Source organism: Calidithermus chliarophilus DSM 9957, from assembly GCF_000430045.1.
Taxonomy (GTDB): domain Bacteria; phylum Deinococcota; class Deinococci; order Deinococcales; family Thermaceae; genus Calidithermus; species Calidithermus chliarophilus.
Window position 1 is genome coordinate 5,779 of the sequence record NZ_KE387025.1, and the last position, 21,626, is coordinate 27,404.

21 protein-coding genes and 1 pseudogene are annotated in these 21,626 nt (G+C 68.4%); 1 reads left to right on the top strand and 21 read right to left on the bottom strand.

Annotated elements, in window-relative coordinates; translation table 11 throughout:
• Positions 1-264 (top strand): annotated as a pseudogene (locus MEICH_RS0114965) (transposase); the annotation flags it as partial.
• A 373-nt stretch (positions 265-637) separates the two neighbouring features.
• On the opposite strand, the gene MEICH_RS0114970 reads toward MEICH_RS0114965, so the two are convergent.
• The 21 genes from MEICH_RS0114970 to MEICH_RS0115080 all read right to left on the bottom strand — a co-directional run bounded on the left by MEICH_RS0114970 (position 638) and on the right by MEICH_RS0115080 (position 21,616).
• Positions 638-1,585: an urease accessory protein UreH domain-containing protein gene (locus tag MEICH_RS0114970; protein WP_084542362.1), complete on the bottom strand. Its 948-nt coding sequence runs from the start codon at positions 1,583-1,585 to the stop codon at positions 638-640.
• Between the two features lie 11 nt (positions 1,586-1,596).
• Positions 1,597-2,196: a QcrA and Rieske domain-containing protein gene (locus MEICH_RS0114975; protein ID WP_027893319.1), complete on the bottom strand. Its 600-nt coding sequence runs from the start codon at positions 2,194-2,196 to the stop codon at positions 1,597-1,599.
• Positions 2,197-2,206: 10 nt separating this feature from the next.
• Positions 2,207-2,821 carry a heavy metal translocating P-type ATPase gene (locus tag MEICH_RS0114980; RefSeq protein WP_027888007.1) on the bottom strand — a complete coding sequence of 205 codons (615 nt, stop codon included), beginning with the start codon at positions 2,819-2,821 and terminating at the stop codon, positions 2,207-2,209.
• Positions 2,822-3,144: 323 nt separating this feature from the next.
• Positions 3,145-3,396, bottom strand: coding sequence for a glutaredoxin family protein (locus MEICH_RS0114985; protein WP_027888008.1), 252 nt, complete (start codon positions 3,394-3,396; stop codon positions 3,145-3,147).
• A gap of 3 nt (positions 3,397-3,399) precedes the next feature.
• Complete coding sequence (locus tag MEICH_RS0114990) at positions 3,400-3,825, bottom strand: DUF3638 domain-containing protein (protein ID WP_027893320.1); 426 nt, start codon at positions 3,823-3,825, stop codon at positions 3,400-3,402.
• Between the two features lie 155 nt (positions 3,826-3,980).
• Positions 3,981-6,494: a heavy metal translocating P-type ATPase gene (locus tag MEICH_RS0114995; protein WP_027893321.1), complete on the bottom strand. Its 2,514-nt coding sequence runs from the start codon at positions 6,492-6,494 to the stop codon at positions 3,981-3,983.
• Between the two features lie 27 nt (positions 6,495-6,521).
• Positions 6,522-6,812: a metal-sensitive transcriptional regulator gene (locus MEICH_RS0115000; protein WP_027893322.1), complete on the bottom strand. Its 291-nt coding sequence runs from the start codon at positions 6,810-6,812 to the stop codon at positions 6,522-6,524.
• Positions 6,813-6,838: 26 nt separating this feature from the next.
• Positions 6,839-7,039 (bottom strand): CopZ family metallochaperone, encoded by a 201-nt coding sequence (locus MEICH_RS0115005; protein ID WP_027893323.1) that lies wholly within the window; start codon positions 7,037-7,039, stop codon positions 6,839-6,841.
• A gap of 974 nt (positions 7,040-8,013) precedes the next feature.
• Complete coding sequence (locus MEICH_RS0115015) at positions 8,014-8,892, bottom strand: prolipoprotein diacylglyceryl transferase (RefSeq protein WP_027888537.1); 879 nt, start codon at positions 8,890-8,892, stop codon at positions 8,014-8,016.
• A 68-nt stretch (positions 8,893-8,960) separates the two neighbouring features.
• Positions 8,961-10,334, bottom strand: coding sequence for an apolipoprotein N-acyltransferase (gene lnt / locus MEICH_RS0115020; protein WP_036197325.1), 1,374 nt, complete (start codon positions 10,332-10,334; stop codon positions 8,961-8,963).
• 82 nt (positions 10,335-10,416) lie between these two features.
• The gene (locus MEICH_RS30720; RefSeq protein ID WP_027893324.1) at positions 10,417-10,938 is read right to left on the bottom strand and encodes an AarF/UbiB family protein; all 522 of its coding nucleotides are present in this window, start codon (positions 10,936-10,938) and stop codon (positions 10,417-10,419) included.
• On the bottom strand, positions 10,922-11,803 hold the full coding sequence (locus MEICH_RS0115030; protein WP_081698420.1) for a patatin-like phospholipase family protein: 882 nt from the start codon (positions 11,801-11,803) through the stop codon (positions 10,922-10,924). The genes MEICH_RS30720 and MEICH_RS0115030 overlap by 17 nt, the downstream gene beginning before the upstream one ends.
• 123 nt (positions 11,804-11,926) lie before the next feature.
• Entirely contained in the window at positions 11,927-12,262 is a 336-nt protein-coding gene (locus tag MEICH_RS0115040; protein WP_027893325.1) for a hypothetical protein, read from the bottom strand.
• Complete coding sequence (locus MEICH_RS0115045) at positions 12,259-13,311, bottom strand: type II glyceraldehyde-3-phosphate dehydrogenase (protein WP_027888532.1); 1,053 nt, start codon at positions 13,309-13,311, stop codon at positions 12,259-12,261. Before MEICH_RS0115045 ends, MEICH_RS0115040 begins: the two co-directional genes overlap by 4 nt.
• A gap of 14 nt (positions 13,312-13,325) precedes the next feature.
• Positions 13,326-14,297, bottom strand: a complete 972-nt coding sequence (gene pfkA / locus MEICH_RS0115050; protein WP_027893326.1) for a 6-phosphofructokinase — start codon at positions 14,295-14,297, stop codon at positions 13,326-13,328.
• Positions 14,294-15,154: a DMT family transporter gene (locus tag MEICH_RS0115055; protein ID WP_162147922.1), complete on the bottom strand. Its 861-nt coding sequence runs from the start codon at positions 15,152-15,154 to the stop codon at positions 14,294-14,296. Before MEICH_RS0115055 ends, pfkA begins: the two co-directional genes overlap by 4 nt.
• A gap of 84 nt (positions 15,155-15,238) precedes the next feature.
• Positions 15,239-15,415, bottom strand: coding sequence for a YHS domain-containing protein (locus tag MEICH_RS28095; RefSeq protein WP_081698418.1), 177 nt, complete (start codon positions 15,413-15,415; stop codon positions 15,239-15,241).
• A gap of 107 nt (positions 15,416-15,522) precedes the next feature.
• Positions 15,523-15,816, bottom strand: coding sequence for a hypothetical protein (locus MEICH_RS0115065; protein ID WP_027893328.1), 294 nt, complete (start codon positions 15,814-15,816; stop codon positions 15,523-15,525).
• A 50-nt stretch (positions 15,817-15,866) separates the two neighbouring features.
• Positions 15,867-18,449, bottom strand: a complete 2,583-nt coding sequence (glgP, locus tag MEICH_RS0115070; protein WP_027893329.1) for an alpha-glucan family phosphorylase — start codon at positions 18,447-18,449, stop codon at positions 15,867-15,869.
• A 9-nt stretch (positions 18,450-18,458) separates the two neighbouring features.
• Entirely contained in the window at positions 18,459-20,723 is a 2,265-nt protein-coding gene (locus MEICH_RS25265; protein WP_051304241.1) for a glycoside hydrolase family 57 protein, read from the bottom strand.
• Positions 20,724-20,731: 8 nt separating this feature from the next.
• Positions 20,732-21,616, bottom strand: a complete 885-nt coding sequence (locus MEICH_RS0115080; protein ID WP_051304242.1) for a class I fructose-bisphosphate aldolase — start codon at positions 21,614-21,616, stop codon at positions 20,732-20,734.
• Positions 21,617-21,626 lie beyond the last annotated feature (10 nt).

A 21,626-nucleotide genomic window follows, 5' to 3' on the forward strand; every position in this document is an offset into this window, starting at 1 on the left:
GCGGGGGCCAGGCGTCTGGGCGAACTCATGCGCCAACGCTGGGGCGTGGAGAACCGGAACTTCTGGGTACGCGACGTGCTCTTACGCGAGGACCATGCCCAGGCCCGTGGCGCCCTGGCCTTCAACCTTTGTGCCCTGCGGGCTTTCGTGCTGAACTGCCTCAACTACCGCAAGGTCCAGGCTAAAAAAGCCGCCCTGGAAGCCTTCTCCTTCAACCCCCTCTCCGCTTTGAGGTTCCTGGGGTTGCATACAAAAGATGTATAGCGGTCAAGTCTGGTCTACCTCCACGCCTCCGCCCGCCGCCTGCGGCAGGCCGTGCAGAAGCTGCCCGAGGTGGGGCCGGGCCAGGACGAAGGGTGAGCGGGCCGGGGGGAGGCACTGGAGGCTGCCTTGCGCGGGAAGGCCCCGCCCGAAGAACCCCTGGCTCCCCCGCTGCAGACGTGGGGCTAAGGCCCGGCACCTCCCGCGGCGGGACACGCCGTTGCGCCCACGTTGCGCCCGGCGCGTAGGGTGGGAGTGTGCAGGCCTCCACGCTGTGCCTCCAGGGCGGGGCCTGCACCTGCTTATGCTCCTGCCCGGGGCGCTCGCCACTCCGAGAGCTCCGCAGCCCTGGCGCCGGTGCTGTTGTAGGTCGGCTTTACAAGAACCAGTACACGAGGGTGTCGTAGAGCCCTGCCACGACCAGGACGACCCCGCCGGCGAGGTTCAGCCGGCGCCCGCCGCGGCGCATCCCGCCCAGCACCTCGCCTTTGGGCTTGCCCCGGTCGAGCAGGGCCAGGATGAGCAGCACCGGCACGGCCGTGCCCAGGGCGAAGAGGGCCGGGAACACCAGCCCCGCCCTCGAGGCCACCGCCGCGGGCAGCATCGCCCCGAAGAACAGGAAGAACATGGTGGGGCAGAAGGCCAGCCCGAAAGCCGCGCCCAGGGTGAAAGCGCCGAGGCTGCCGCCCCTGGCCCGGGCCCAGTCTCCCAGCCGGCCCGGCCCCAGGCTCGGGCCCGGCAGGCGGATCAGCCCCAGCAGCAGGAAGCCCATCAGCACCATCAGCGGCCCCAGCACCCGGCGGACGCCGGTGAAGAGCGCCCCGGGCGCGGTGAAAGTGCCCCCGAAGACCCAGACTGCGACACCTGCCAGCGCCAGGTAGACCAGCGCCTTGCCCAGCAAGAACCAGCCCACCCGCTTCCAGGCCGAACCCTGGGCCTCGAGCGCGTCCCGGGCCAACCAGGAGAGGGCGGCGGCATTGGTGGAAAGCTGGCAGGGGGCGAGGGCCCCCAGCAAGCCCAGCAGGAACGCGCTCAACAGGGGGATCCCCAGCCCGAGCCGCAGGGTGTTGATGGGTTCGGCCAGCCAGGCGTAGGGCTGGCTGGCCAGGGCATAGAGGCTCGGGGCCAGCGCCGCCAGCGGCGCGCCGAACAGCACCAGGGCCAGCCCCAACCCCGCCAGCAGCCCCCAACCCAGATAAGGCGCCACCGCCGCGGGGTTTCCCGGGTTCGAACCCCCCAGGGTCCTCGGGAACCTGCGCCCGGATTTCGGGCCGGGGGTGCCGGGGGTGCTGCCGCCCGGCGGCTCAGGCGGGATCTTGGCCATGGGGTCTCCCTTTAGGTCGGCGGCCCCACCGGGCCCTGGAATTCCCCGGCCACCACCAGGACGCCGTCCTCGACGCGGATCGGCAGTTGTGGAAGCGGTTTAGGGGCAACAACCAGGGGCTTCGCGCGGTCCCTCGGGTCGTACTGGGCTCCGTGGCAAGGGCAGAAGAGCAACTGCTTGTCAGCGATCCAGTTGCTCACGATGCACCCCAGGTGCGTGCAGACCCCCGAGTAGGCCACGACGCCCCCGGCGGCGTGCCTGGCGGTCTCGGCGGTGAGCGAGGCGGCCTCGAGCCGGAGCAGCAGCAGGGTGTTGGCCGGCTCCTCACCCTTGACCACCCGGGTCTGCGGGTTCATGGGATAGGCGATGACCTGGCGCTGGCCCGGCTCCAGATCGGACGCGTTGACCGGCTGCCCGGCCCTATCGCCCTGGGCGTAGACGATCAGGTCCCCCGGGGCCACGGGCTCCCGCTCCGGGGTGACCTGCTCCTGCGGAACCAGCCCGGCCCCCACGTACAGCGCGGAGAGCAGGGCGGCTCCGCCCCCCGTCGCCACAGCTGCCTGCAGGACAGCCCAGCGATGGACGTACGCTTTGAGTTCGCTCTCTTCCATAGCTGACACCTCACACCACTGGGGTCGCCAGCAGGAAGCCCCACAGCCCTACCGAAAGGCCGAAGGGCGGCATGTCGGGGAAGCCCAGCGCCCCGCCGATGGGCGAGAAGATCACGACGGGGATGGTTAGGGCCAGCGAGATCAGGAAGCGCCGCAGCATGTCGTCAGGGCTGCTGTGGCCGGCGTGCTCGTCGTGGGCAGTGTGGCCCACCCCAGCGTGATCAGGCCGGATCTCAGGAGCCGTGTGCCCCATCGCGGCATGGTCGTGTACGGGGGCGGAGTGCTGGGCTAAAGCGTGGTGGCCCGTCGAAGCGGGATCGTGGCCATGCCCCTCGTGTCCGAGGCTGGGATGGCCGGGTTGGGCGGTGGAGGGCACGCAATCTCTGCAGTCGCAGTCGTAGCCTGCCTGCTTCAAGCGCTTGCGGATGGCCGCCTCGTCGGTTCGCGCGGGGTCGTAGCTGAGGTGGGCGACGGCCGTGGTCCGGTCGAGGTGGACCTGCTGGACACCCGGAAACTGTGCGAGGAAGGCCTCGACGTCCGCCAGCTCGCTGGCGTCGTAACAGTTCTTGAACGACACCTCCAGAACGGGCCAGCGAGGGCTCGAGTGGGCAGCGTGGGTCTCCATAGACACATGTTCCCCGACTTGGGTTAAGCCAGTGTAAAGCCCCGATTGCCGGACTCAAGCTCGGGCGGAGCCTTCAAGACATGCGTCTCAGCTCGGACGCATTCTCGTCTTCACCGTGCGGCCCGTGTCCAAGAGGGGGGTCGTTCTGCAAGAACCGAGAAGCCCCGGACTTCCGGCCCTGGGGGGTCGTCACCCTAAGTCGCGCCACAGTGAGCCTGCAAAATGAGCATTTTGACAGACCCGCTATGGCGCTCCAATTCTTCTCCCGAGCATGCCTGCGAGGGTCGCTCAGGATGGCTTTTGACAAAGCCACCTCGAGCAACTTAAGGCTGGATCCCGACCGCCTGGAGCCAGGCCCTGAGCCTGGCCACGGAGAAACCGCTGAACGAAGCCGCCTGTCCGGCATACACCAAAGTGGGCACGCTGCGACGCCCGTTGTTGAGGGTCAATACCTCCTGCTCGGCTTCAGGGTGCTGGTCGATGTTGATCTCTCGGTAGGGAAGGTTGAAGGTAGCCAGCGCCTGTTTGAGGGCTTTGCAGTCCCCGCACCACGGGGTCGAGTAGAGGATCAGCACAGCCTACCCCGCGGGCTTTATGGCCTCGGCTATGGCCTGGATCAGTTCTTCCTTGCGCTCGTAGGAAGGTCGCAGGTAGACGTGGGTCTCGTGTAGCCAGTCGTGAACGGCGGCGATTTCAGTGCCGTCGGGTAGTTTGAGGTGGGGGTAAGCCCCGTACTCCATGGTCATCCCGAAACGCTCGGCCACCGCCTCGAGGGCCTCCACCTTCTCCAGCGTCCAACGGGTGGCGAAAGGCAGCAGGAAGGCGGGCTTGCCGCAGGAGCCGCCAAGCCCAAGCATCTGGAAGCCGCCCACCAGGGGGGCGCTGTGCTTGGCCTGGGAACGGGCCACGAAGGCCTGGCGGTCTTTGACCTTATCTTTGCTGGTCTTGAGGCCGGCCACGAACAGGCCGAGGGACTTGTCCTTCTCTTGGGTTATTTCGCTCATACTTCCTCCTGTCTTGGGAGACAAGTGCATCCCCGTACGAACAGAACACACAATGATCCCCAGGTCTGGGTTTGAGCCACACGCGCTCGAGAGGCGCTAGCCGATGTCCGCAGGCATGGTAGATTTCTGCGCCGCATTGCAGGCAGCGGCACCGCCTAAGCAGGGACAGCCTGGGGGCTGGGCTGAGGCAGCGGGTTCTCGGCCTTCAGCGGGGGCTGGAACCCACGCAGGCGCAGGGCGTTGGAGAGCACAAAGACCGAGGAGAGGCCCATTGCCGCGCCCGCCAGCACTGGCGAGAGCAGCCAGCCGTTCAGCGGGTAGAGCACGCCTGCGGCCACCGGGATCAGCACGACGTTGTAGGCGAAGGCCCAGAAGAGGTTGAGCTTGATGTTCCTGAGGGTGGCCCTCGAGAGGGCGATGGCGTTGGGCACCCCGCGCAGGTCGCCCGACATCAGGATCACGTCGGCGGTCTCGATGGCGACGTCGGTGCCGGTGCCGATGGCGAGGCCCACGTCGGCCTGGGCCAGGGCCGGGGCGTCGTTGATGCCGTCGCCCACGAAGGCGACGCGGTAGCCCTTGCCCTGGAGCTGCTTCACCGCGTCGGCCTTGCCCTCGGGCAGGACCTCGGCCAGCACCTCGTCGATGCCGAGCTGCCGGGCGATTGAGCGGGCGGTGCGCCGGTTGTCGCCGGTGATCATCGCCACCTTGAAGCCCTGGCGGTGCAGGGCGGCGATGGCCTCGGGGGTCCCCTCCTTGACCGGGTCGGAGACCGCGACGACGGCGGCCAGCTTGCCGCCCACGGCGGCGTAGAGGGGGGTCTTGCCCTCGTCGGCCAGGCGCTGGGCCTCGGCGGCGAAGGGGCTCACGTCGACGCCCAGTTGGGCCATGTACCGGTCCGCCCCCACGTCCACGCGGTAGATCGCCACCTGCCCGCTCACCCCGAAGCCGGGGAGGGCCTCGAAGTCCTGGGGCTCGAGCAGCTCCAGCCCCCGAGCCCGCGCCTCCTTCACGACGGCCCGGGCGATGGGGTGCTCGGACTTCTGCTCGAGGGAGGCGATCAGGCGGAGCACTTCGGCCTCCTCGAAGCCCTCAAGCGTCCGCAGGTCGGTGAGCTCCGGCTTGCCCTTGGTGAGGGTGCCGGTCTTGTCGAGGGCGATCACCTGGGCTTGTTGCAGGGTTTGCAGGGCTTCGCCCTTGCGGAAGAGCACCCCCATCTCGGCGGCCTTGCCGGTGCCCACCATGATGCTCACCGGGGTCGCCAGGCCCATCGCGCAGGGGCAGGCGATGATCAGCACCGCCACCGTGTTGACCAGGGCCAGGGTGAGGGCGTTTTCCCCGCCGAGAAGCAGCCAGGTGAGGGCTGTAAGCGCGGCGATCCCTAGCACGACGGGGGTGAACACCGCTACTACCCGGTCGGCCAGGCCCTGGATGGGCGGCTTGGAACCCTGGGCCGTCTCGACCAGTTTGATGATCTGGGCCAGCACGGTATCCGCGCCCACGGCGGTGGCCCGGAAGGTGAAGGCCCCATTCTGGTTGACGGTCCCCCCAATGACCTTCGCGCCCTCGGATTTGAGCACGGGGAGGGGCTCGCCGGTGATCATGGACTCGTCGACGTAGCTCTGCCCCGACAGCACCACCCCGTCCACCGGCACCTTTTCGCCGGGCCTGACCGCGATCACGTCGCCCGGCAGCACCTCGTCGACGGGGATTTCCCGCTCGCCCGCGCTCTCGACGATTCTCGCTGTCTTGGCCTGCAAGGAGAGCAGCCGCTTCATGGCCTCGGAGGTGCGGCCCTTGGCGATGGCCTCGAGATACTTGCCCAGCAGGATCAGCGTGATCACCACCCCCGCCGCCTCGAAGTAGGCGTGGCGGGCCTGAGGGGGGAAGACGCCGGGGAAGAGGACCACGCCCAGGCTGTAGAAGTAGGCCGCGCTGGTGCCGATCATCACCAGGCTGTTCATGTCGGGCGAAAGGGAGCGCAGGCTCTTCCAGCCGTGGCGGTAGAAGCGCAGGCCAGGACCGAACTGCACGGGGGTTGCCAGGGCCAGCATCACCCAGTTCAGCGTGCTCATGACGCCGTGCCCGAAGGTGGCCATCAGCCACTCCTCGACCGCCGGAAACAGCATGGGCAGCATGGCGATGAGGAGCAGGGGGAGAGCGAATACCGCCGAGATGAGCACCGAGCGGCGCAGGCTGGCGATCTCCCTGGCGCGGGCCTCGCGCTCGAGGTCGGCGCGGTCTTGGCCCACCCCCGCCTCGAGCACGCCGTAGCCTGCGTCGCGGATAGCCCGCTTGAACTGGGCCAGGCCCGTGCTGGCCGGAAGGAACTTGACCGTAGCCCGTTCGGTGGCGAGGTTGACGTTGGCCTCGAGTACCCCGTCCAGCTTCTTCAAGGCTCGTTCCACCCGTCCCACGCAGGCCGCACAGGTCATGCCCGTGACGCCGAACTCGGCTTCAGCCACCACCGGGGTATAGCCCACCTCCTTGATCTTCTCGACCAGGGCCTGAGGTGTGGTCGTGGCGGGGTCGTAGACGACGCTGGCGCTCTCGGTAGCCAGGTTGACTGAGGCCAATTCGACCCCCTCCACCTTCTTAAGCCCGCGCTCGACCCGGTTGACGCAGGCCGCGCAGGTCATACCCGTGACGCCAATGTGCAACTCTTTGGTCATTCGCTTCACCACATCCGAACCGAGCGTTTAGCGGTACTTCAGCACTTCCATCAACTCGGCTACGAGCTTGTCGGCATCGCCCCGCTGGGCTGCGCTGGCGACGTGGTGCTCGAGGTGGCTCTTCAAGACCAGGTCGCCCACCTTGTCCAAAGCACCCTGCACGGCCTTGATCTGCTTGAGCACGTCCACGCAGTAGGGCTCGCCCTCGAGCATCTTCAAGATGCCCTCCAGGTGCCCCTTGGCCGACAGCAGCCGCCGCCGAGCGTCCTCACGGACGCGGGGCTCGAGGTGCAGGGTGTGTTCGGCGATAGGATTCACATTCGCTCCCTGGTCATCGGCCCGGCTTACTGCCGAACCGACGCGCTGTAGCCTTCTTCCTGCACTGCGGCAATGAGCGCTTCCACGGGAGCACTGCCCTCGACGATAGCCTTGCCCTCCTGGAGGAAAACCTCTACCTTCTCCACACCCTGCACGCTCTTGAGGGCTTTCTCGACGCTCATCTTGCAGTGACCGCAGCTCATGCCTTCGACTTTAAGTTCGGTCATCGGGTCTCCCTTAATCCACCCCCCCCGGGGGTGGGTCGCTTTAGATTATCAAGCCCAGGTTTGAGCTGTCAACCCCACCCCCCGGGGGGGTGAGGCTCACAGGGCCGGGCAACCGACCCGCCCCTGACCCGGGGTCGGTCGCGGTCCGTTGCCGCGACCTCCGGGCCTCAGGGGGTGACCGCGACAAGCACCGTCAGCCCGCGAGACACCGCGGCACGGCGGTGACGACGGCCCGTGCAGCGTCCGGCGGCGGATATTCTCGTCCGGTCCTGAGGATAAAGGCAGGCTTTACACAGGCTTAACCTCGCCGGCCTACGCTAGGTCTTGAGGTAAAAAACATGAGAAAGAGAATTCTTACTCCGATGTTGGTATTGTCCATGCTGCTTTTCACTTCCGGCTTCGCTCAAGACATGCCCAGCCCCGGAGGGGGGCCGGACTTCGGCAAACACGTCTCCGGCATGGCCCCCGAGCATCCGCGTGAGCACGGGGCCCAGTTCGGAGCTTGCGTCAGCAGCATGGCTCGAGGGGAAGGTTGCGTCCATTAGGCCCCCTGACCAACCGCTTCTCCGTGTCGCCCCCGCCCACCTCGTGGGGCTTTGGCCCCTGCGCGCCCTCGGGGAGCGACGGCACGGGCAGTGTAGAGCAGCCTTCTCGAAGTTTTTTCCAGCCGGAATGACCTCCGTGTCGTCGATAGCAACGTCGTGGCCGTGCGGCGGAGGGGGCGACTTTCGACAAAGTCGCCCTGGAGAAACTTAGCACCCCACACCCCTCGTACCGGATTCGGTCAGCCCGCCGCGGTTCGACACCGGACTCACCCGGCCGGGGGACGCGGGTTTCGCCGGGCGCGGTGAGGGGCGTGCCCCGGGGCTCAGAAGGATGGCCTCTCGGGTTTTGGCGCGAGGGTGGCCATCTTCTTGAATCCCGTATAAGAGGTTAGCCTCATGGGTGTTCCAACGCGGCCGAAGTGCTGGCCTTCACCCTCGGGAGGTTACCCAAGCCGTGACCCGCGTGCCTTCCGGAGGCTTTCGCTTCAACCGCCTAAGCATCCAAATTGCCAGCAGGATGAGCGGTACGGAGAAAAGCTGGGTAGCGGTGAAGAAGCCAATGCCCAGTTGGTTGTTCTGGTACGCCGACAGCCACAGGGGGTTGAGCCGGAAGGGCTCCTCGAGCACCGAGCGCAACAGGCTGTACCACAGCACGAACTGCCAGAAGGCGTAGCCGAATGGCCGCCCAGGGCGCAGCCAGAACCCTGTCGCGACCAGCAACGCCAGCCCGATGACCGCGCCGTAGATCTGGGTCAGGTGCAACGGCCCCATCACCACCGGCCCCGCGCAGGCCCCGTACGCCAGGTCGAAGGTGCTGGTACAGACGCCGGGGAAGCCCGAACCCTGTGGGAAGGTATAGCCGATGGGCAGGGTGGTGAGCCGCCCGGCACTGTCCCAGGCGCTCAAGAAATTGCCGATACGCCCGCCGATGATGCCCAGCGCCACCCCAGGAAGGGCGGCCTCGAGGTAGGGGTAAAAGGGCAGGCCGTGGCGCCTGTGGTAATACCAGAAGGCCAGTAGCCCCCCGGCCATGCCGCCGTGGAACGAAAGCCCCCCGCGCCAGACCTCCAGCACCGACCACGGGCTGGCGAGAAAGGCATCCGGGTTGGTGATCACGTAAGCCACCCGGGCCCCCACCACCCCCCACAGCACCGCCCAGAAGGCTGTCCGCTCGAAATTAGCCGGGTCGTGGCCCCAGCGCCGGAGCAGGCGTTTAGCGACCTCCACCCCCACGAGAATCGCCAGCACGATGAGGAGTCCGTGCCAGCTTATGAACAAAGGGCCGAGTTTGATTCCCGCAGTGTCCATGACTGTACCCCTCGAGGGTTGTAGGGTTTGTGCCACCCCTTCGCCCGCTCGAGGCTACCCCGCCCCGGTTAAGCCTGCGTAAAAGACCCCGGGCTCTTCCGGAACGTCAGGGTGGTCCGGCGCGATCCCGCCAGGAAGAGCAGCGCTGCCACCGCCACCGCCCAGTCCCCGAAGCGACTGTAGGGCGTGGCGTAGTCCTGTTGGCGGTAGGGCGCTTGGAGGAACCCCGGCTGTGAACGGGGGATGCTCGCCACCACCCGGCCGGAGGGGTCGATAGAAGCGCTCACCCCGTCGTTCCCGGCCCGCAGCAGCCACCGCCCGGTCTCGACGGCCCGCAGCCGGCCCATCTGGAAGTGTTGAAGGGCACCGAAGCTAGGACCGAACCAGGCGTCGTTGGAGACGTTGACGAGCAGCCGGGCGCCGCCTCGCGCCTGGGCGCGGGCCACCTCCGGGAACACCGACTCGTAGCAGATGTAGGCGCCGTAGTCCACAGCAGGTCGACCGGCGTCGCCCGGCCGGGTGTCGGTCAGATTGCCCAGGCCCAGGGCCTGGAAAAAGAAGCCGTACACCCCTCCCAGCACGCCGCGCCAGGGGAAGAACTCCCCGAAGGGGACCAGGCGGCTCTTATCGTAGCTGGCGACGGCCACCCCGTCTTTCACCAGGACGACCCGGTTACGGTAGCCTTCATCCCAGGCCGGGATGCCGCTCACCAGCTCGCGCCCGCCCAGCACCGCCTCCGCCTCCGGGGGGATCTGCCGCACGGCCGTCTCGGGCCAGACCACCAGATCGGTCCGGGGGTACTTCGCGAGCCCCTGACGGGTCAGCTCGAGGTAGCGCCCCTCAGACGCGGTCCCCCTGAGCTTGTCGAGGGGAGGAACGGCCCCCTGCACGATCAGCGCGTACCGGTCGGGGTCGGCTGGCGGCAAGGGCAACACCCACAGCAAAGCCCACCCTGCCAAAAGCCAGTACCGCTGCCGCCCGAGGGCGACCGCGAACCCCAGGACCACCAACGAGAGCAGGTAGACCCCGCCCAGGCCGGCCAGTACCCGCCCCGGCGCCTCCACGAGCGCGTAGCCGACGAAGCCCCAGGGGAAGGCCAGGGGCCCGAGGCTGGTGAGGTACTCCAGCACCACCCAGCCCCCTAGCCGGGCCACCGGGCGGCCCCGGGTCAGCCCGAATAGAACCCCCCAGCTCAGTGCCTTGAGCACGATCAGGGGCACGAACGGCACGGCCCCCAGAGGGGTGCCGAAGAGCTGGGCGAAGCTTTGAGGGAGCCACACCAGGTGTAAGGCCCAAAACCCCAACCCAGCGAAGAAGCCTTCCCTGAAGCCCCCGGCTCGCAGCAGCACTGCGAGGGGAACCGGGGCCAGGAAGCCGAGCTGAAACGGGGGGAGCGCGAAAGCCAGACCCACCCCGGCTGCCGTGGCAAGCGCCCACCCCATCACCCCGCCTATGGTGGGGAGGTGATGTTAAGCCTGTATAAAACCTGGGCCATGGATAGATTCGCGCGAGCCTTGGAGAAACTTATACGGGACTCAGAAAGACGACCGTCCTTTTGCACCAAAACCCGAGAGGCCATCTTTTCGAACCCCGGTGCACGCCCCAGTGCACCTGCCCGACGGAGGCTGCGGCCAGTGGTTCGAGCTCGAGGTGGGCGAAGACCTCCTCAGGGGGGCGGCCCAGCTCGCGCCCGAGCCTGAGCCAGACCCGCGGCCAGGGTACGGGCGGCACCCGCTCCTGCAACTTGGCCAGTTCCTCCGACCAGTCCGGGGGCACTAGATCGGGCCGGGTGGAGAGCACCTGCCCCAGTTTGACGGGGGTGGGGCCGAGGTCTTCCGACGCCATGCGCAGGCGGTCGGCGCGGGTGTAAGACTCGAGCCTCCTGCGATGGCCGAAAAGGCCTCGATTGAAGGGCAGATAGCGCCCCAGACCCAGTTCCATCGCCAGATAGCCCAGTCCGTGGCGGGCCAGCGCGGCAGCGATCTGGCGGCAGCGGTGCAGGAGAGCGACACGGGAGAGGATCGTGAGATCAGGTCGACACGGCATCGGCTCCGAGCAGCTCGTGCAGGCGGGGCAGCGCCGTTCGCACCGCCCGGATACCTGCTGCGACGCAGACCGCCTTGTGAGTGAAGTCAAGGGTATCGATCGGGAAGGGAAAACGGGGTTCCAGCACCAGGTCGGCCTCGGCAAAACGCACATGCGCGTGCTGGTGGTGACAGACCTCCAGCGCCCGCATCAGGGTTTGTAGGCCATTGCGCGGGGACCGCCCGCTTCGGGACCCGTGGGGATTGACCGCGATGACCAGCAAAGACCCTGAACCCCGCATCAACTCACGAGCCACGTCAATGGGGGCGATATCGGCATAGGCTCCATCGGCCAGGAGCTTCCCATCCCGCTCCAGGGGCGGCAGGATTCCGGCCAGGGCGGCACTGGCATAGAGGGCATCGGCCGCCAGGCCCTCGCGCAGCACTACCCGCTCCGCCGTGATCAGGTCGCTGGCGACGGCGGCTACCGGGATACGGGACTCCTCGAGTTCGCGTCCCAGGGTGAGTTGCCGCAGCAGCGCCCGACCATAGGGCAAGGCCCTCTGCCCCATGCCCCAGCCCACCAGCAAGCTCCAGGCAGCCTGGAAATAGGTGGGTAGTAGGCGTAGCCGTTCGCGCAAGGCGGCACTCCGTGGAGCAGGTGGTTCGGGGAAGTCGGTGGTGTCCATGTGCAACAGCGCCCCGTACCAGTCCGGGTTGAGGCCATAGGTAACCCCGACGATGGCCCCCATCGAGACCCCCACGATGGCGCTGGGGTAGTAGCCATAGTGCTCGAGGGCGTGGATCACCCCAGCATGAGCCAGCCCCCTTGCTCCGCCACCGGAAAGCACCAGGGCGAAGGGAAGGTGAGTACGAGACTGTTGCATGAGCCATCCCCTAGCGTAGTACCCCCCACAGCAATAACAAAACCCCCCCCAACCCCAAGCCAAACGCGTAGAGGCGAACGTAGCCGCTTTCCACCTTGACCAACAGATCCCCCAGACTCGCCATCAGCCGTCCCAGACCCCAATATCCCGCAAGCAGGCCGCGTTCGCCACCAAAGAGCAGGCCCGCCAGCACCTTAAGGGGCTGTACCAGGACCGCGTTGTACAGGTCATCTGCAAGAAAGCCTCGCCCAGGAACACGTCCGGTGGAGGGTGCAGCATCCGCCCCAGACCTTCGCTCGAGGGCAGCACCGGGGTGGCCCGGGCCGGCTCCCGGGTGGCGGGCAACACCGCACCGTCCCACCGCCGCACGGCGAAGTCGCGCCCTTGGGGGAGCAGCCTCTCCGGGAGGGCCAAGGTGACGGCCCGAACCTGTTCGTGGGCGGGGGTTTGTGGGCTCATGCCGCCCCCGGCCCCTGCAGGAATTCCTGGCGCACGCCCAGGGCCTCGTCGGTGCGCCGGATCGAGGCCAGGGGGTCGGGCTCGAGGCCGCTGAGGGCCCGGATGGCGTCGATGGTCTCGGGGATCACCACCGCCTGGTTGTCCACCTGGTAGGTGTAGAAGAGCTCGTTCCCCTCGGCCTTGAGCACGTCGGCCCAGATCGCCACCTCGTACATGTCGCCCCGTGGCCGGCCCAGGTCCTTCATCAGCTCTATGGTGCTGTTGAGGGCCACGATGCCGTCCGACATGCGGATGAAGGCGATGCGCGAGTTGGCCCGGAAGGCTTCGAGCACCTCCTCCCCACTGGCGGGGCGGGTCAGCTCGACGATCCAGTAGTGGCTGTGGCTTTGGGTGTGGGCGGCCTTGGCGGCGATGGTGACCACGTCCAAATCCGGGGCCACGGTCTGGGCGTCGGGGCCCTGATGGCTGGGAATCCTGCCCTCGGGCACCACGGTGTTCATGACGCCGGAGTGGTCGGACTCCCAGGGGTCGGTGGCCCGGCGGATCAGCACCCCGCGTGCCTTCTTCAGGAGCCCCGCGTTCCTCAGCGCGGTCAGGGTTCGCACCGTGGCGGTGGTGTTGCAGGAGACCACCCGGGTGCTGTCCCGCCCCAGGGCGCTGGCGTAGTTCTCGCTGGCTACGAAGGAGTGGCCGGTCAGGGCGTGCTTCTCCCCGCCCTGGAAGATGGCCCTGACCCCGTGCTCGCGGTAGCGCTCGAGGTTCTTGGCGCCGATCCCTGCGGGCGTACAGTCCACCACCACGTCTACCGTTTCCAGCAGTTCGTGCAGGTTGCCCTTGACCGGAACCCCGGCGGCCCGCATCTCGGGAAGCTTTTCGGGGAGCGAGGCGTAGACCGCGATGTCCTCCGCCACAGCCTTGATGCGGTAGTCCGAGACCACATCGGCCACCCCCGCCAGCTCCATGTCCGGCTGGGCCAGCACCGCACCGGCTACCCGCTTTCCGATCACCCCGTACCCGTTTACCGCTACCCGCACTTTCTCCCGCGCCATAGTTACCTCCTGATTTACTTGGCCAGCACCCGGGCCATCTCGAGCAAACCCAAATCCAGGGGCTTCTTCCGCCCCGCCGCCTCGTCCAGGGGCGTGGCGAGGATCTCGCCCCGGATGAGGCCCATCAGCACGCCATGTTCACCGCCCGCCAGCCGTTCTACCGCCCCCACTCCCAAACGGGTCGCCAGGAGGCGGTCGAAGGCCCCGGGCATCCCGCCCCGCTGGACGTGACCCAGGATGGTGACCCGCAGGTCGAAGCCGATGCGCTTTTGATTCTCCTGGGCGTAGAGCATCAACTCATTGGCGTTGTTGGTGGCTCCCTCGGCCACCACCGCGATCGCGTGGGCCTTGCCCCGGCGGTAGGCTGCCTTGAGAGTCTCGATGACCTCCTCAGGGTCACTCTCCACCTCGGGGAGCACGATCACCTCGGCCCCGCCGGCGATGCCCGCCATCAGGGCCAGATAGCCGCAGTCGCGGCCCATCACCTCGACCAGGAAGGCCCGGTGATGGCTCGAGGCGGTGACCTTGAGGCGGTCAATGGCCTCGAGGGCGATGTTGAGGGCGGTATCCACCCGGATGGTGGTCTCCGAGCCGTAGAGATCGTTGTCGATGGTGGAGGCCACCCCTACCACCGGGAAGCCCATCCTTGAGAGCACGTAGGCCCCGCTCTGGGAGCCACCCCCGCCGATCACCACCAGGGCTTCGACGCCTCGAGCCTCGAGGTTGGCGAGGGCCTGTTTGCGCCCCTCCTCGGTCTTGAACTCGGGAGCCCGAGCGCTGCCCAGCACGGTGCCACCCTGCTGGATGATGCCGCCCACGTCACGGGCCGAGAGCGAGACAAAATCACCACCCATCAGGCCCGCGTAGCCCTGGCGCACTCCGAAGACCTCCCAGCCCTGCTCCAGGCCGCCGCGCACCACCGCCCGGATGGCCGCGTTCATGCCGGGGGCGTCACCCCCGCTGGTGAGCACCGCGATTCGCTTCATGGGTCTCCTCTCGGAATTCGGTCCATCGGGCGGGGCTCGAGGGCCTGCACCCTCAGCCCGCCCGCGATCAAGACCAGCCCCAACCCCTGCACCAGGGTCACCCGCTCGCCGTACAACACGACGGCCAAACCCAAGCCCACGGCGGGCACCAGGAAAAACACCTGCGAGAGCCGCCCGAGGTCGCTGCCCTGCAGCAACCAGTACCACCCCGCGGTGACAAAAGCCGTGCCCGCCAGGGCCAGCACCAGCAACAGCCCGACAAACTCCAGGCTCGAGCGCGGGGCTGCCCCACCCTCCCACAGCAGCCAGCCCGCAAACAGCGGCAGGCTGCCCAGCAGAAGTTGCCAGGCGATGAGGGTGAAGAGGTGGGGGGGCTCGAGGCGTTTGATCACCACGCTGCCCACCGCGAAGCCCAGCGAGGAAGCCAGGGCCAACCCTGCCCCGGGCAGCCCCAGGCCGCCGGGCGCAGCGAGGGCGGGCAGGGCCATTCCGCTGACCCCCACAAACCCTAGGACCAGGGCCCACCTCTTGGCCGGGGTGAAACGCTCCTTGAGCAGGAAACTGGCCAGCCCAGCCACGATCAGCGGCTGGACGTTGCCCAGCACCGCCGCCAGGCCAGCCCCTGCTAGACCCGGGCTGGAGAACATCGCCCCGTAAGCGAAAGCCGCCGAAGCCAGGGCCAGCAACAACAGCCATGCCCAATCCCGTCGCGCGGGCAGCAGGGGCTGGCCCAGGAGCGGCAGCAGCATCACCAGTGCCAGGCCAGCCAACCCCAGGCGCAAGGCCGCGAACAAGAAGGGCGGGGCATAGGCCAGGCCAGCCTTGATCAGCACGAAGCAAAACGCCGTCGCCAGCAAAATCCCCCCTATGACCAATACACGCAGTGCTGGAGGGGATACGGGGGCCGGGCGGATGTGGGTCACGGGAGTGGCTCTCGCGGGCTAGGGGTGGCCGTGGTGGCTATCGCCGGGCTTGACGTACTTCTTGGGGTCGGCATCAAAGCTTTTCTTGCAGCCTTCGCTACAGAAGTAGTAGGTCTGGCCCTGGTACTCCGATCGACCAGCGGCTTTTTCGGGGTCGATCTGCATCCCGCACACAGGATCGGTGACTTTTTCCATGGAGTTCTCCTTTGCGAGGTTTGTGCCTCTTTGGCCGAAGGATCGCCGCGCTGTAAGTGTGCTAGCCTGGCTTTTCCATAAGCCTCCTTATCGGATCACCTGGGGCGTCACCCTGAGGGCCAGTTCACCCCCACCGCGCCATGATTCCGCCGTACCGGCGAGACGATGCCCTCGGTGACGGTAAACTCCAGGCCGACCGGGACGTAGACCACCCCCTCGCCAAACCGGCGCACCACCTCGGCAGTGTTTTGCTCGTCCTGCAACAGGGCCTGTGCTGCGGAGACGGGTTCTGGAAGCAATCGAGCTGGTCCGGGAGCTTGGGTACGGCTCATCCCCCACCACAGCACGCCCCCAGCGATCACCAGGAGCCCGCCTAAGACCAGGATGTTCCGGTTCGACATAGCCGCCTCCAAGCCGCCTCCAGCCCAGGGTCCGCTTAGGGTTCACGGCCCTACCCGCTCGTCTGCTGGGCCACCGACTCCGGGCCAGCCCAGGCGATCAGGCCGGGCAGGAAAGGGACCGGCAGATCGGGGTGCTGGGGTAGCACGCGCACGGTAAGGCCGTGCAGCCCGCTCATCTGGCAGGGCACGGCTTCGGCCTGGAAGAGGTGGCGGCCGGGCCCCTTCGCCTCCACCGGCCGCATGGCGGTGGCTCCGGCCTGCGCCAGCTCGCCGCCCGGGTCCAAGCGGCCCAGGTACACCTCGACCCGCACTTCCTCAGGGGTGAGCGGGCCCAGGCTCACCCAGGCCCACACGTCCAGGGCCTGACCCACCCGCAGGTCTCCCTCGAGGTCGGCCTTTACCGCCTCGACGCGCACCTGGGGCCAGGCCGCCTGGAGGCGCTCCTTCCAGGCCGCCAGGGCCCTGGCCCGGCCCCAGCCCGTCTCCGCCAACGCGCGGAAGCGCTCCGCCCCCACGAGGTAGCAGCGCTGGGTGTACTCGCGCACCACGCGGTGGGTGTTGTAGCGGGGGGCCAGGGTGGCGATCGAGGCCTTCATGCGAGCCAGCCAGCGCCGGGGCAAGCCGCCCGGGCGTTCGTAGAACGCGGGCACCACGTCCTGTTCCAGCAGGCCATAGAGGGCTTCGGCCTCGAGGCGGTCCTGCAGGGCGGGGTCGGGGTAGTCTTCGCCGCGCCCGATGGCCCAGCCGATGGGCTCGTCGGGGTCGGCGCCCTGCCAGGCCTCGTCCCACCAGCCGTCCAGGGTGCTCAGGTTGAGCGCCCCGTTGGCCATGGCCTTCATGCCCGAGGTGCCCGAGGCCTCCAGGGGGCGGCGGGGGGTGTTGAGCCACACGTCGGCTCCCTGCACCAGGGCCCGGGCCACGGCCATGTCGTAGTCCTCGAGGAACACCAGCCGCCTGGCGAAGGCGGGCTGGCGGGCCAGCTCGGCCACCCGCTGGACGAGCCGCTTGCCCTCCTCGTCACGCGGATGGGCCTTGCCGGCGAAGATGAGCTGCACCGGGTGGGCCGGGTCGTTGAGAAGGCGTGCAAGGCGCTGGGGGTCGGAGAGGATCAGCGTGGCCCGCTTGTAGCCGGTGAAGCGCCGGGCGAAACCGATGGTCAGGGCCTCCGGGTCGAGCACGCCTCGGGCCGCCTCGAGCTCGGCCTCGCTGGCCCCCCGCCGGGAGAGCTGCCCTTGCAGGCGGCGGCGCTCGTGGGTGCGCCAGAGTTCCTCGTCGGGGATGGAGTACACCCCCTGCCAGAGGGCTCGGTCGGCGGGCTCCTCGCGCCAGGAGGGCCCCAGGTAGCGCTCGTAGAGCTGGTTCATCTCCAGGGAGATCCAGGATTGGAAGTGCACCCCGTTGGTCACGTGGCCGATGGGGATCTCCTCCTCGGGCACGCCGGGCCACAGCTCCCGCCACGTCCTGCGGGTGACCTGGCCGTGGAGCCGGCTCACCCCGTTAGAGTGTGCGGCCAGCTTCAGGGCCAGGGTGGTCATGCCGAAGGTCTCGCGGCCATCGGCGGGGTTCTTGCGCCCCAGAGCCAGAAGACCCTCCAGGCTCAGGCCCAGCTCGCGGGCATACTCCCCCAGGTAGCGCCCCAGGAGCTCGGGCGGGAAGTGGTCGTGCCCGGCGGGCACCGGGGTGTGGGTGGTGAAGACCAGCCCCGCCGAGGCGGCCTCGCGGGCCTCGGCGAAGGAGAGGTCCTCGCTTCGCATCAGGCGGCGGATGCGCTCGAGCGCCACGAAGGCCGCGTGGCCCTCGTTCAGGTGGTAGACCGGGGGGTTGGGGTTGAGGCCCAGGGCCTCCAGCGCCCGGTAGCCGCCGACGCCCAGCAGGATCTCCTGCTTGAGGCGCATCTCCGGGTCGCCGCCGTAAAGCTGGTCGGTGAGGTCGCGGTCCTCGGGGCGGTTGACCTCCAGGTTGGCGTCGAGGAGGTACAGGGGCACCCGGCCTATCTGGACCCGCCAGACCTGGGCCCGTACCGCCCTGCCGGGGTAGGCCACCTCGACGGCGAGGGGCTTTCCGTCGGGGCCCCGCTCCAGAGTCAGCGGCAGGGTGTGGAAGTCGTTGTCCTCGTAGCGTTCCTGCTGCCAGCCCGCCTCGTTGAGGTACTGGCGGAAATAGCCCTGCTGGTACAGGAGGCCCACCCCCACCAGCGGCACCCCCAGGTCGCTCGCGGACTTGAGGTGATCCCCGGCCAGGATTCCCAGTCCTCCGGCGAAAACCGAAATGCTCTCGGTCAGGCCGAACTCGGCGGAGAAGTAAGCCACCAGCGTCCCCTGCCGGCGACCGCCCGCTCGAGTGAACCAGGTCAGCTCGCCGGAGAGGTAGCGTTCCAGGTCGGCTAACGCGCGCTCCAGGTGGGCCAGGAAGCCCGCGTCGGCAGCCGCCGCCTCCAGGCGGGCCTGGTCGATGCGCCCCAGCAGCAGCACCGGGTTGTGGCCGACCTCCTCCCACAGCTCGCGGTCCAGGCGGCGAAAAAGCTCGATGGTGTCATGGTTCCAGCTCCAGCGCAGGTTATAGGCCAGCCGCCTGAGGCCCTCGAGGGGCCCTGGCAGCGACGGGACCACGTTGAAGGTTCGGATGGGCTTCACACCGGCCTCCTACACGACCTCCACGGCCTGCAATTCCCCCTGGCAGCAGAGGTCCTTGCGGTCGCAGTCGGGGTGGGTGCAGCCAAAGCGGAAGAGAAGCCTCCCCCGCTCCAGCGGCCCCAGGGTGAGCCGGTAGCGCCGCAGCCCGGCCATCACCCCGCCCACCGGGGAGAGTTCGGCGCTCTGGGCCTGCTGGCCCTCGCGCCACCAGGTGAGCCGGCCGGGGCAGTTGGTCTGCACGGCGAGCCGGTCCCCGGCCTGGACCTGCGAAACGGGCCGGGCGAAGCTCCAGGTCTCGGCCCTGGAGACGATGCGCCTCGAGAGCCCCTCGGGCGGCTCCCGGCCCAGACCCCGGTAGACGTTCCGCAGGTGGGTGCGGAACAGCTCGTCGAACTCGGCATCGCCGCCGGAGTCCTGGTCCTGGCCGAACCACCAGAACCAGTCCGAGCCCTCGGCGGCGTAGAGGGCCGTGAAGGCCGCGGGGTGGGTCTCGGGGATGGCTCCCGCATCCTCGAGGGCTTCCCGGGCCTCCTTCAAGAGCCCCCAGGCCCGGTTCTCCTCGGCCTCCCCTACCCAGGTGCCCAGGTCCACCCCCGGCGCGGAGCCGTTCTCGTCGATCCAGGACCCGGTGAAGAGGTCGTAGACCTTGCCCTGACCTTCTGCCGGGTGGGGCGCGATCCCCCGCGCGGGGTTGCCCTCGAGGTACTCGCTGTAGGTCACGGTCTCGACCTCGCGGTCTTGCTCGAGCAGGCCGTACAGCGCGTGCAGGAAAGGCCGCGCGTCCTCGCAGTAGGCCCCCCAGGCGTTCTCCCCGTCCAGGATGACGCTCAGGACCCGGTCTTCGTCGCCCTGGAAACGGCGGGCGAAGCGCTGCTTGACCTCGTCCAGGAAGGCCCTCGCCACCGCGGCGAAGTCCTTGCAGCCCTGGAAGCGGAAGCCGATGTCGTCGGAAAGGGCGGTGTCCCGGAAGAAGATGCTCAGGCTCTGCCCGTCCTGCTCGGCGCGGTAGGGCTGGGCCAGCACGTCGGGGTCGCCGGTGTCGTACCCGTATCGTCCGCTGCGGGCCAGCACCCCCTGGTCGCTGGCGATCCAGCGCACCCCCTGCCGGGCGAAGAGGGGAACCACCCCCTGGCTCACCGCCCCCTCGGCGGGCCACATCCCCCGGGGAGGCCGTCCGAAGTGGCGGGTGTAGTACTCCACCGCCCGCTCGACCTGGGCTGCGGCATCCTCGGGGCGGGCGAAGCGGGCCGGGAGGGCGGCGCCGGGGCGGTCGAGGGTGGCGCCGTCGCTGTCCAGCAGCAGGGGCAGGATGGGGTGGTAAAAGGGCGTGGTGGAGACCTCGACCTGGCCCCGCTCCTGAAGCTGCCGGTGCAGCGGGATCACCGCCCGCATCACCTTGTACTGTTCGGCCAGCATGGCCTCGAGGTCGGCCTGGCTAAAGCCCCGCCCCTGCTCCACGAAGCGCCGCACCGAGGCCGTCTCGCCGGTGGGGAGCGCCACCTCGCCCTCGCGGAACTCCAGGCCGAACCAGCTCAGGTTGAACCACATCTGCAGGTCGCGCAGATCCTGAGCGCTGAAGGGCTTCCCCTCCGCCCGCCGGCTGAAGAGCTCGCGGTAGCGCGGGTGGGGGTAGATCTGGTGGTGCCAGTCGGCCTCGAAGAAGTAGGAGAGCACGAACTCCTGCTCGGCCACGCTCAGGGTCTCGGCGGGCTTTAAGGAGAGCTCGAGGGCCCGGTCGGTGGCCCCTCGCTCCAGGTAGTCCTCGAGCTGCCACAACAGCACCGGGGTCAGGTTGACGCTGAGGTGCACCCCAGGATGCTGGGCCACCAGGGCCGCCATCGAGTAGTAGTCGCGCAGGGCGTGGAGCCGTACCCAGGGCTGGCGGTGGCTGCCCGCTGCCCCCGGGCGGGCGCTGTCCTTGTACAGCGGCTGGTGCTGGTGCCACAGCAGGGCCAGGTAGAGCTTGGGCCCGGCGGTGAAGCCCCCTTCCGGCCCCGAGACCTCACCCGCGGGGGATGCGCCGAAGACCCTGTAGCGCACCCGCTCACCCCGGGTGAATGGCCCCAGCTCGACCTGCCAGTAGCTGTTTTCACCCTGGTTGTGTGCCCAGCGGGCCTCGAGCCGCGTGGGTTCGCCGGCCGGGCCCTGGAGCTCGAGCCAAACCCGCTGCCCCGGCCCGATGGGCCAGCTTCCGATCACCAGGCGTACCGCCTCACCGGGGCTTACCCTCACAGGGGTACGGGGGGCGTCGGGGGTGAGGTGCCACAGGTACATCTCCCACCTCAGTTCCGGCCTCTGACCAGATCCAGCAGCCGCCGGGAAAGCTCCAGGGCCCGGGGGAAGGGGCGCTGCCAGACGTTGCGCCCGAAGATCAACCCCGCCGCCCCGGCCTCGAGGGCGAGCCGGGCCTGGGCAACGGCGGCGTCCTCTGACAGGCGTGCCCCGCCCGAGACGATCACCAGCGCTCGCCCCGCCAGATCCACCACCCGCCGCAGGGCCTGGTGAGGCGAAAGCTCCAGGTTCTTGTATTCACCGGGGTATTGCTCCTTACGGGCGGGGTCGTAGCGCGGGATGTTGACCTTGACCACGTCCGCCCCGAGCTCAAGGGCGACCCGCACGGCGTATTCGACGGCGTAGGGCGAATCCTTACCCCCCTTCTGGTCAACCCAGCGGCCCCGCGGGTAGGCCCAGACGATGACGGGAAGGCCGTAGCGCCCGGCCTCCGCCCGTACCCGCTGAAATTGAGCGATGTCGCGGTCCTGGGCGGGTGAGCCGACGTAGAGGGTATAACCGACCGCCTGTGCGTTCAGCCGGAGGGCGTCCTCCACGCCGGCGGTGAGGGGGCTGAAGGCCTCCTCGTCCGGAGGAATGCCGGTCTTGCCGTTGAGCTTGAGGATTAACGGAACCTGGCCGGCATGATCGGGCAGGTACTTCTCGGCCAAGCCCAGGTGCGCGGCGATGCCGGAAAAACCGGCCTCGGCCGCCAGGCGGAACTGGTGCTCGGGGTCGGCGGCCTCGGGGGAGTCGAGGAAGTCGATAGGGCCGTGCTCCAGACCCTGGTCGATGGGCAACACGGCAAGGCGGCCCCCCGTCCGGCTCAACAGGGTTTCAAGTCGGCTGCGCACGCCTAAGGGAAGGTGGTCGAGGTTGCGGTTGAACGTGTTCATGTCGGGCTCC

What these genes read in the sequence shown, in the direction of transcription:
- MEICH_RS0114975 (WP_027893319.1), bottom strand. Translation starts at nt 2,196, where the DNA reads ATGGAAGAGAGCGAACTCAAAGCGTACGTCCATCGCTGGGCTGTCCTG.
- MEICH_RS0115030 (WP_081698420.1), bottom strand. Translation starts at nt 11,803, where the DNA reads ATGCAACAGTCTCGTACTCACCTTCCCTTCGCCCTGGTGCTTTCCGGT.
- MEICH_RS0115080 (WP_051304242.1), bottom strand. Translation starts at nt 21,616, where the DNA reads ATGAACACGTTCAACCGCAACCTCGACCACCTTCCCTTAGGCGTGCGC.
- MEICH_RS0115015 (WP_027888537.1), bottom strand. Translation starts at nt 8,892, where the DNA reads ATGGACACTGCGGGAATCAAACTCGGCCCTTTGTTCATAAGCTGGCAC.
- lnt (WP_036197325.1), bottom strand. Translation starts at nt 10,334, where the DNA reads ATGGGGTGGGCGCTTGCCACGGCAGCCGGGGTGGGTCTGGCTTTCGCG.
- MEICH_RS0115065 (WP_027893328.1), bottom strand. Translation starts at nt 15,816, where the DNA reads ATGTCGAACCGGAACATCCTGGTCTTAGGCGGGCTCCTGGTGATCGCT.
- pfkA (WP_027893326.1), bottom strand. Translation starts at nt 14,297, where the DNA reads ATGAAGCGAATCGCGGTGCTCACCAGCGGGGGTGACGCCCCCGGCATG.
- MEICH_RS0114995 (WP_027893321.1), bottom strand. Translation starts at nt 6,494, where the DNA reads ATGACCAAAGAGTTGCACATTGGCGTCACGGGTATGACCTGCGCGGCC.
- MEICH_RS0114980 (WP_027888007.1), bottom strand. Translation starts at nt 2,821, where the DNA reads ATGGAGACCCACGCTGCCCACTCGAGCCCTCGCTGGCCCGTTCTGGAG.
- MEICH_RS25265 (WP_051304241.1), bottom strand. Translation starts at nt 20,723, where the DNA reads ATGTACCTGTGGCACCTCACCCCCGACGCCCCCCGTACCCCTGTGAGG.
- MEICH_RS0115040 (WP_027893325.1), bottom strand. Translation starts at nt 12,262, where the DNA reads ATGAGCCCACAAACCCCCGCCCACGAACAGGTTCGGGCCGTCACCTTG.
- MEICH_RS0115005 (WP_027893323.1), bottom strand. Translation starts at nt 7,039, where the DNA reads ATGACCGAACTTAAAGTCGAAGGCATGAGCTGCGGTCACTGCAAGATG.
- MEICH_RS0114970 (WP_084542362.1), bottom strand. Translation starts at nt 1,585, where the DNA reads ATGGCCAAGATCCCGCCTGAGCCGCCGGGCGGCAGCACCCCCGGCACC.
- MEICH_RS0114990 (WP_027893320.1), bottom strand. Translation starts at nt 3,825, where the DNA reads ATGAGCGAAATAACCCAAGAGAAGGACAAGTCCCTCGGCCTGTTCGTG.
- MEICH_RS30720 (WP_027893324.1), bottom strand. Translation starts at nt 10,938, where the DNA reads ATGCCGTGTCGACCTGATCTCACGATCCTCTCCCGTGTCGCTCTCCTG.
- MEICH_RS0115045 (WP_027888532.1), bottom strand. Translation starts at nt 13,311, where the DNA reads ATGGCGCGGGAGAAAGTGCGGGTAGCGGTAAACGGGTACGGGGTGATC.
- MEICH_RS28095 (WP_081698418.1), bottom strand. Translation starts at nt 15,415, where the DNA reads ATGGAAAAAGTCACCGATCCTGTGTGCGGGATGCAGATCGACCCCGAA.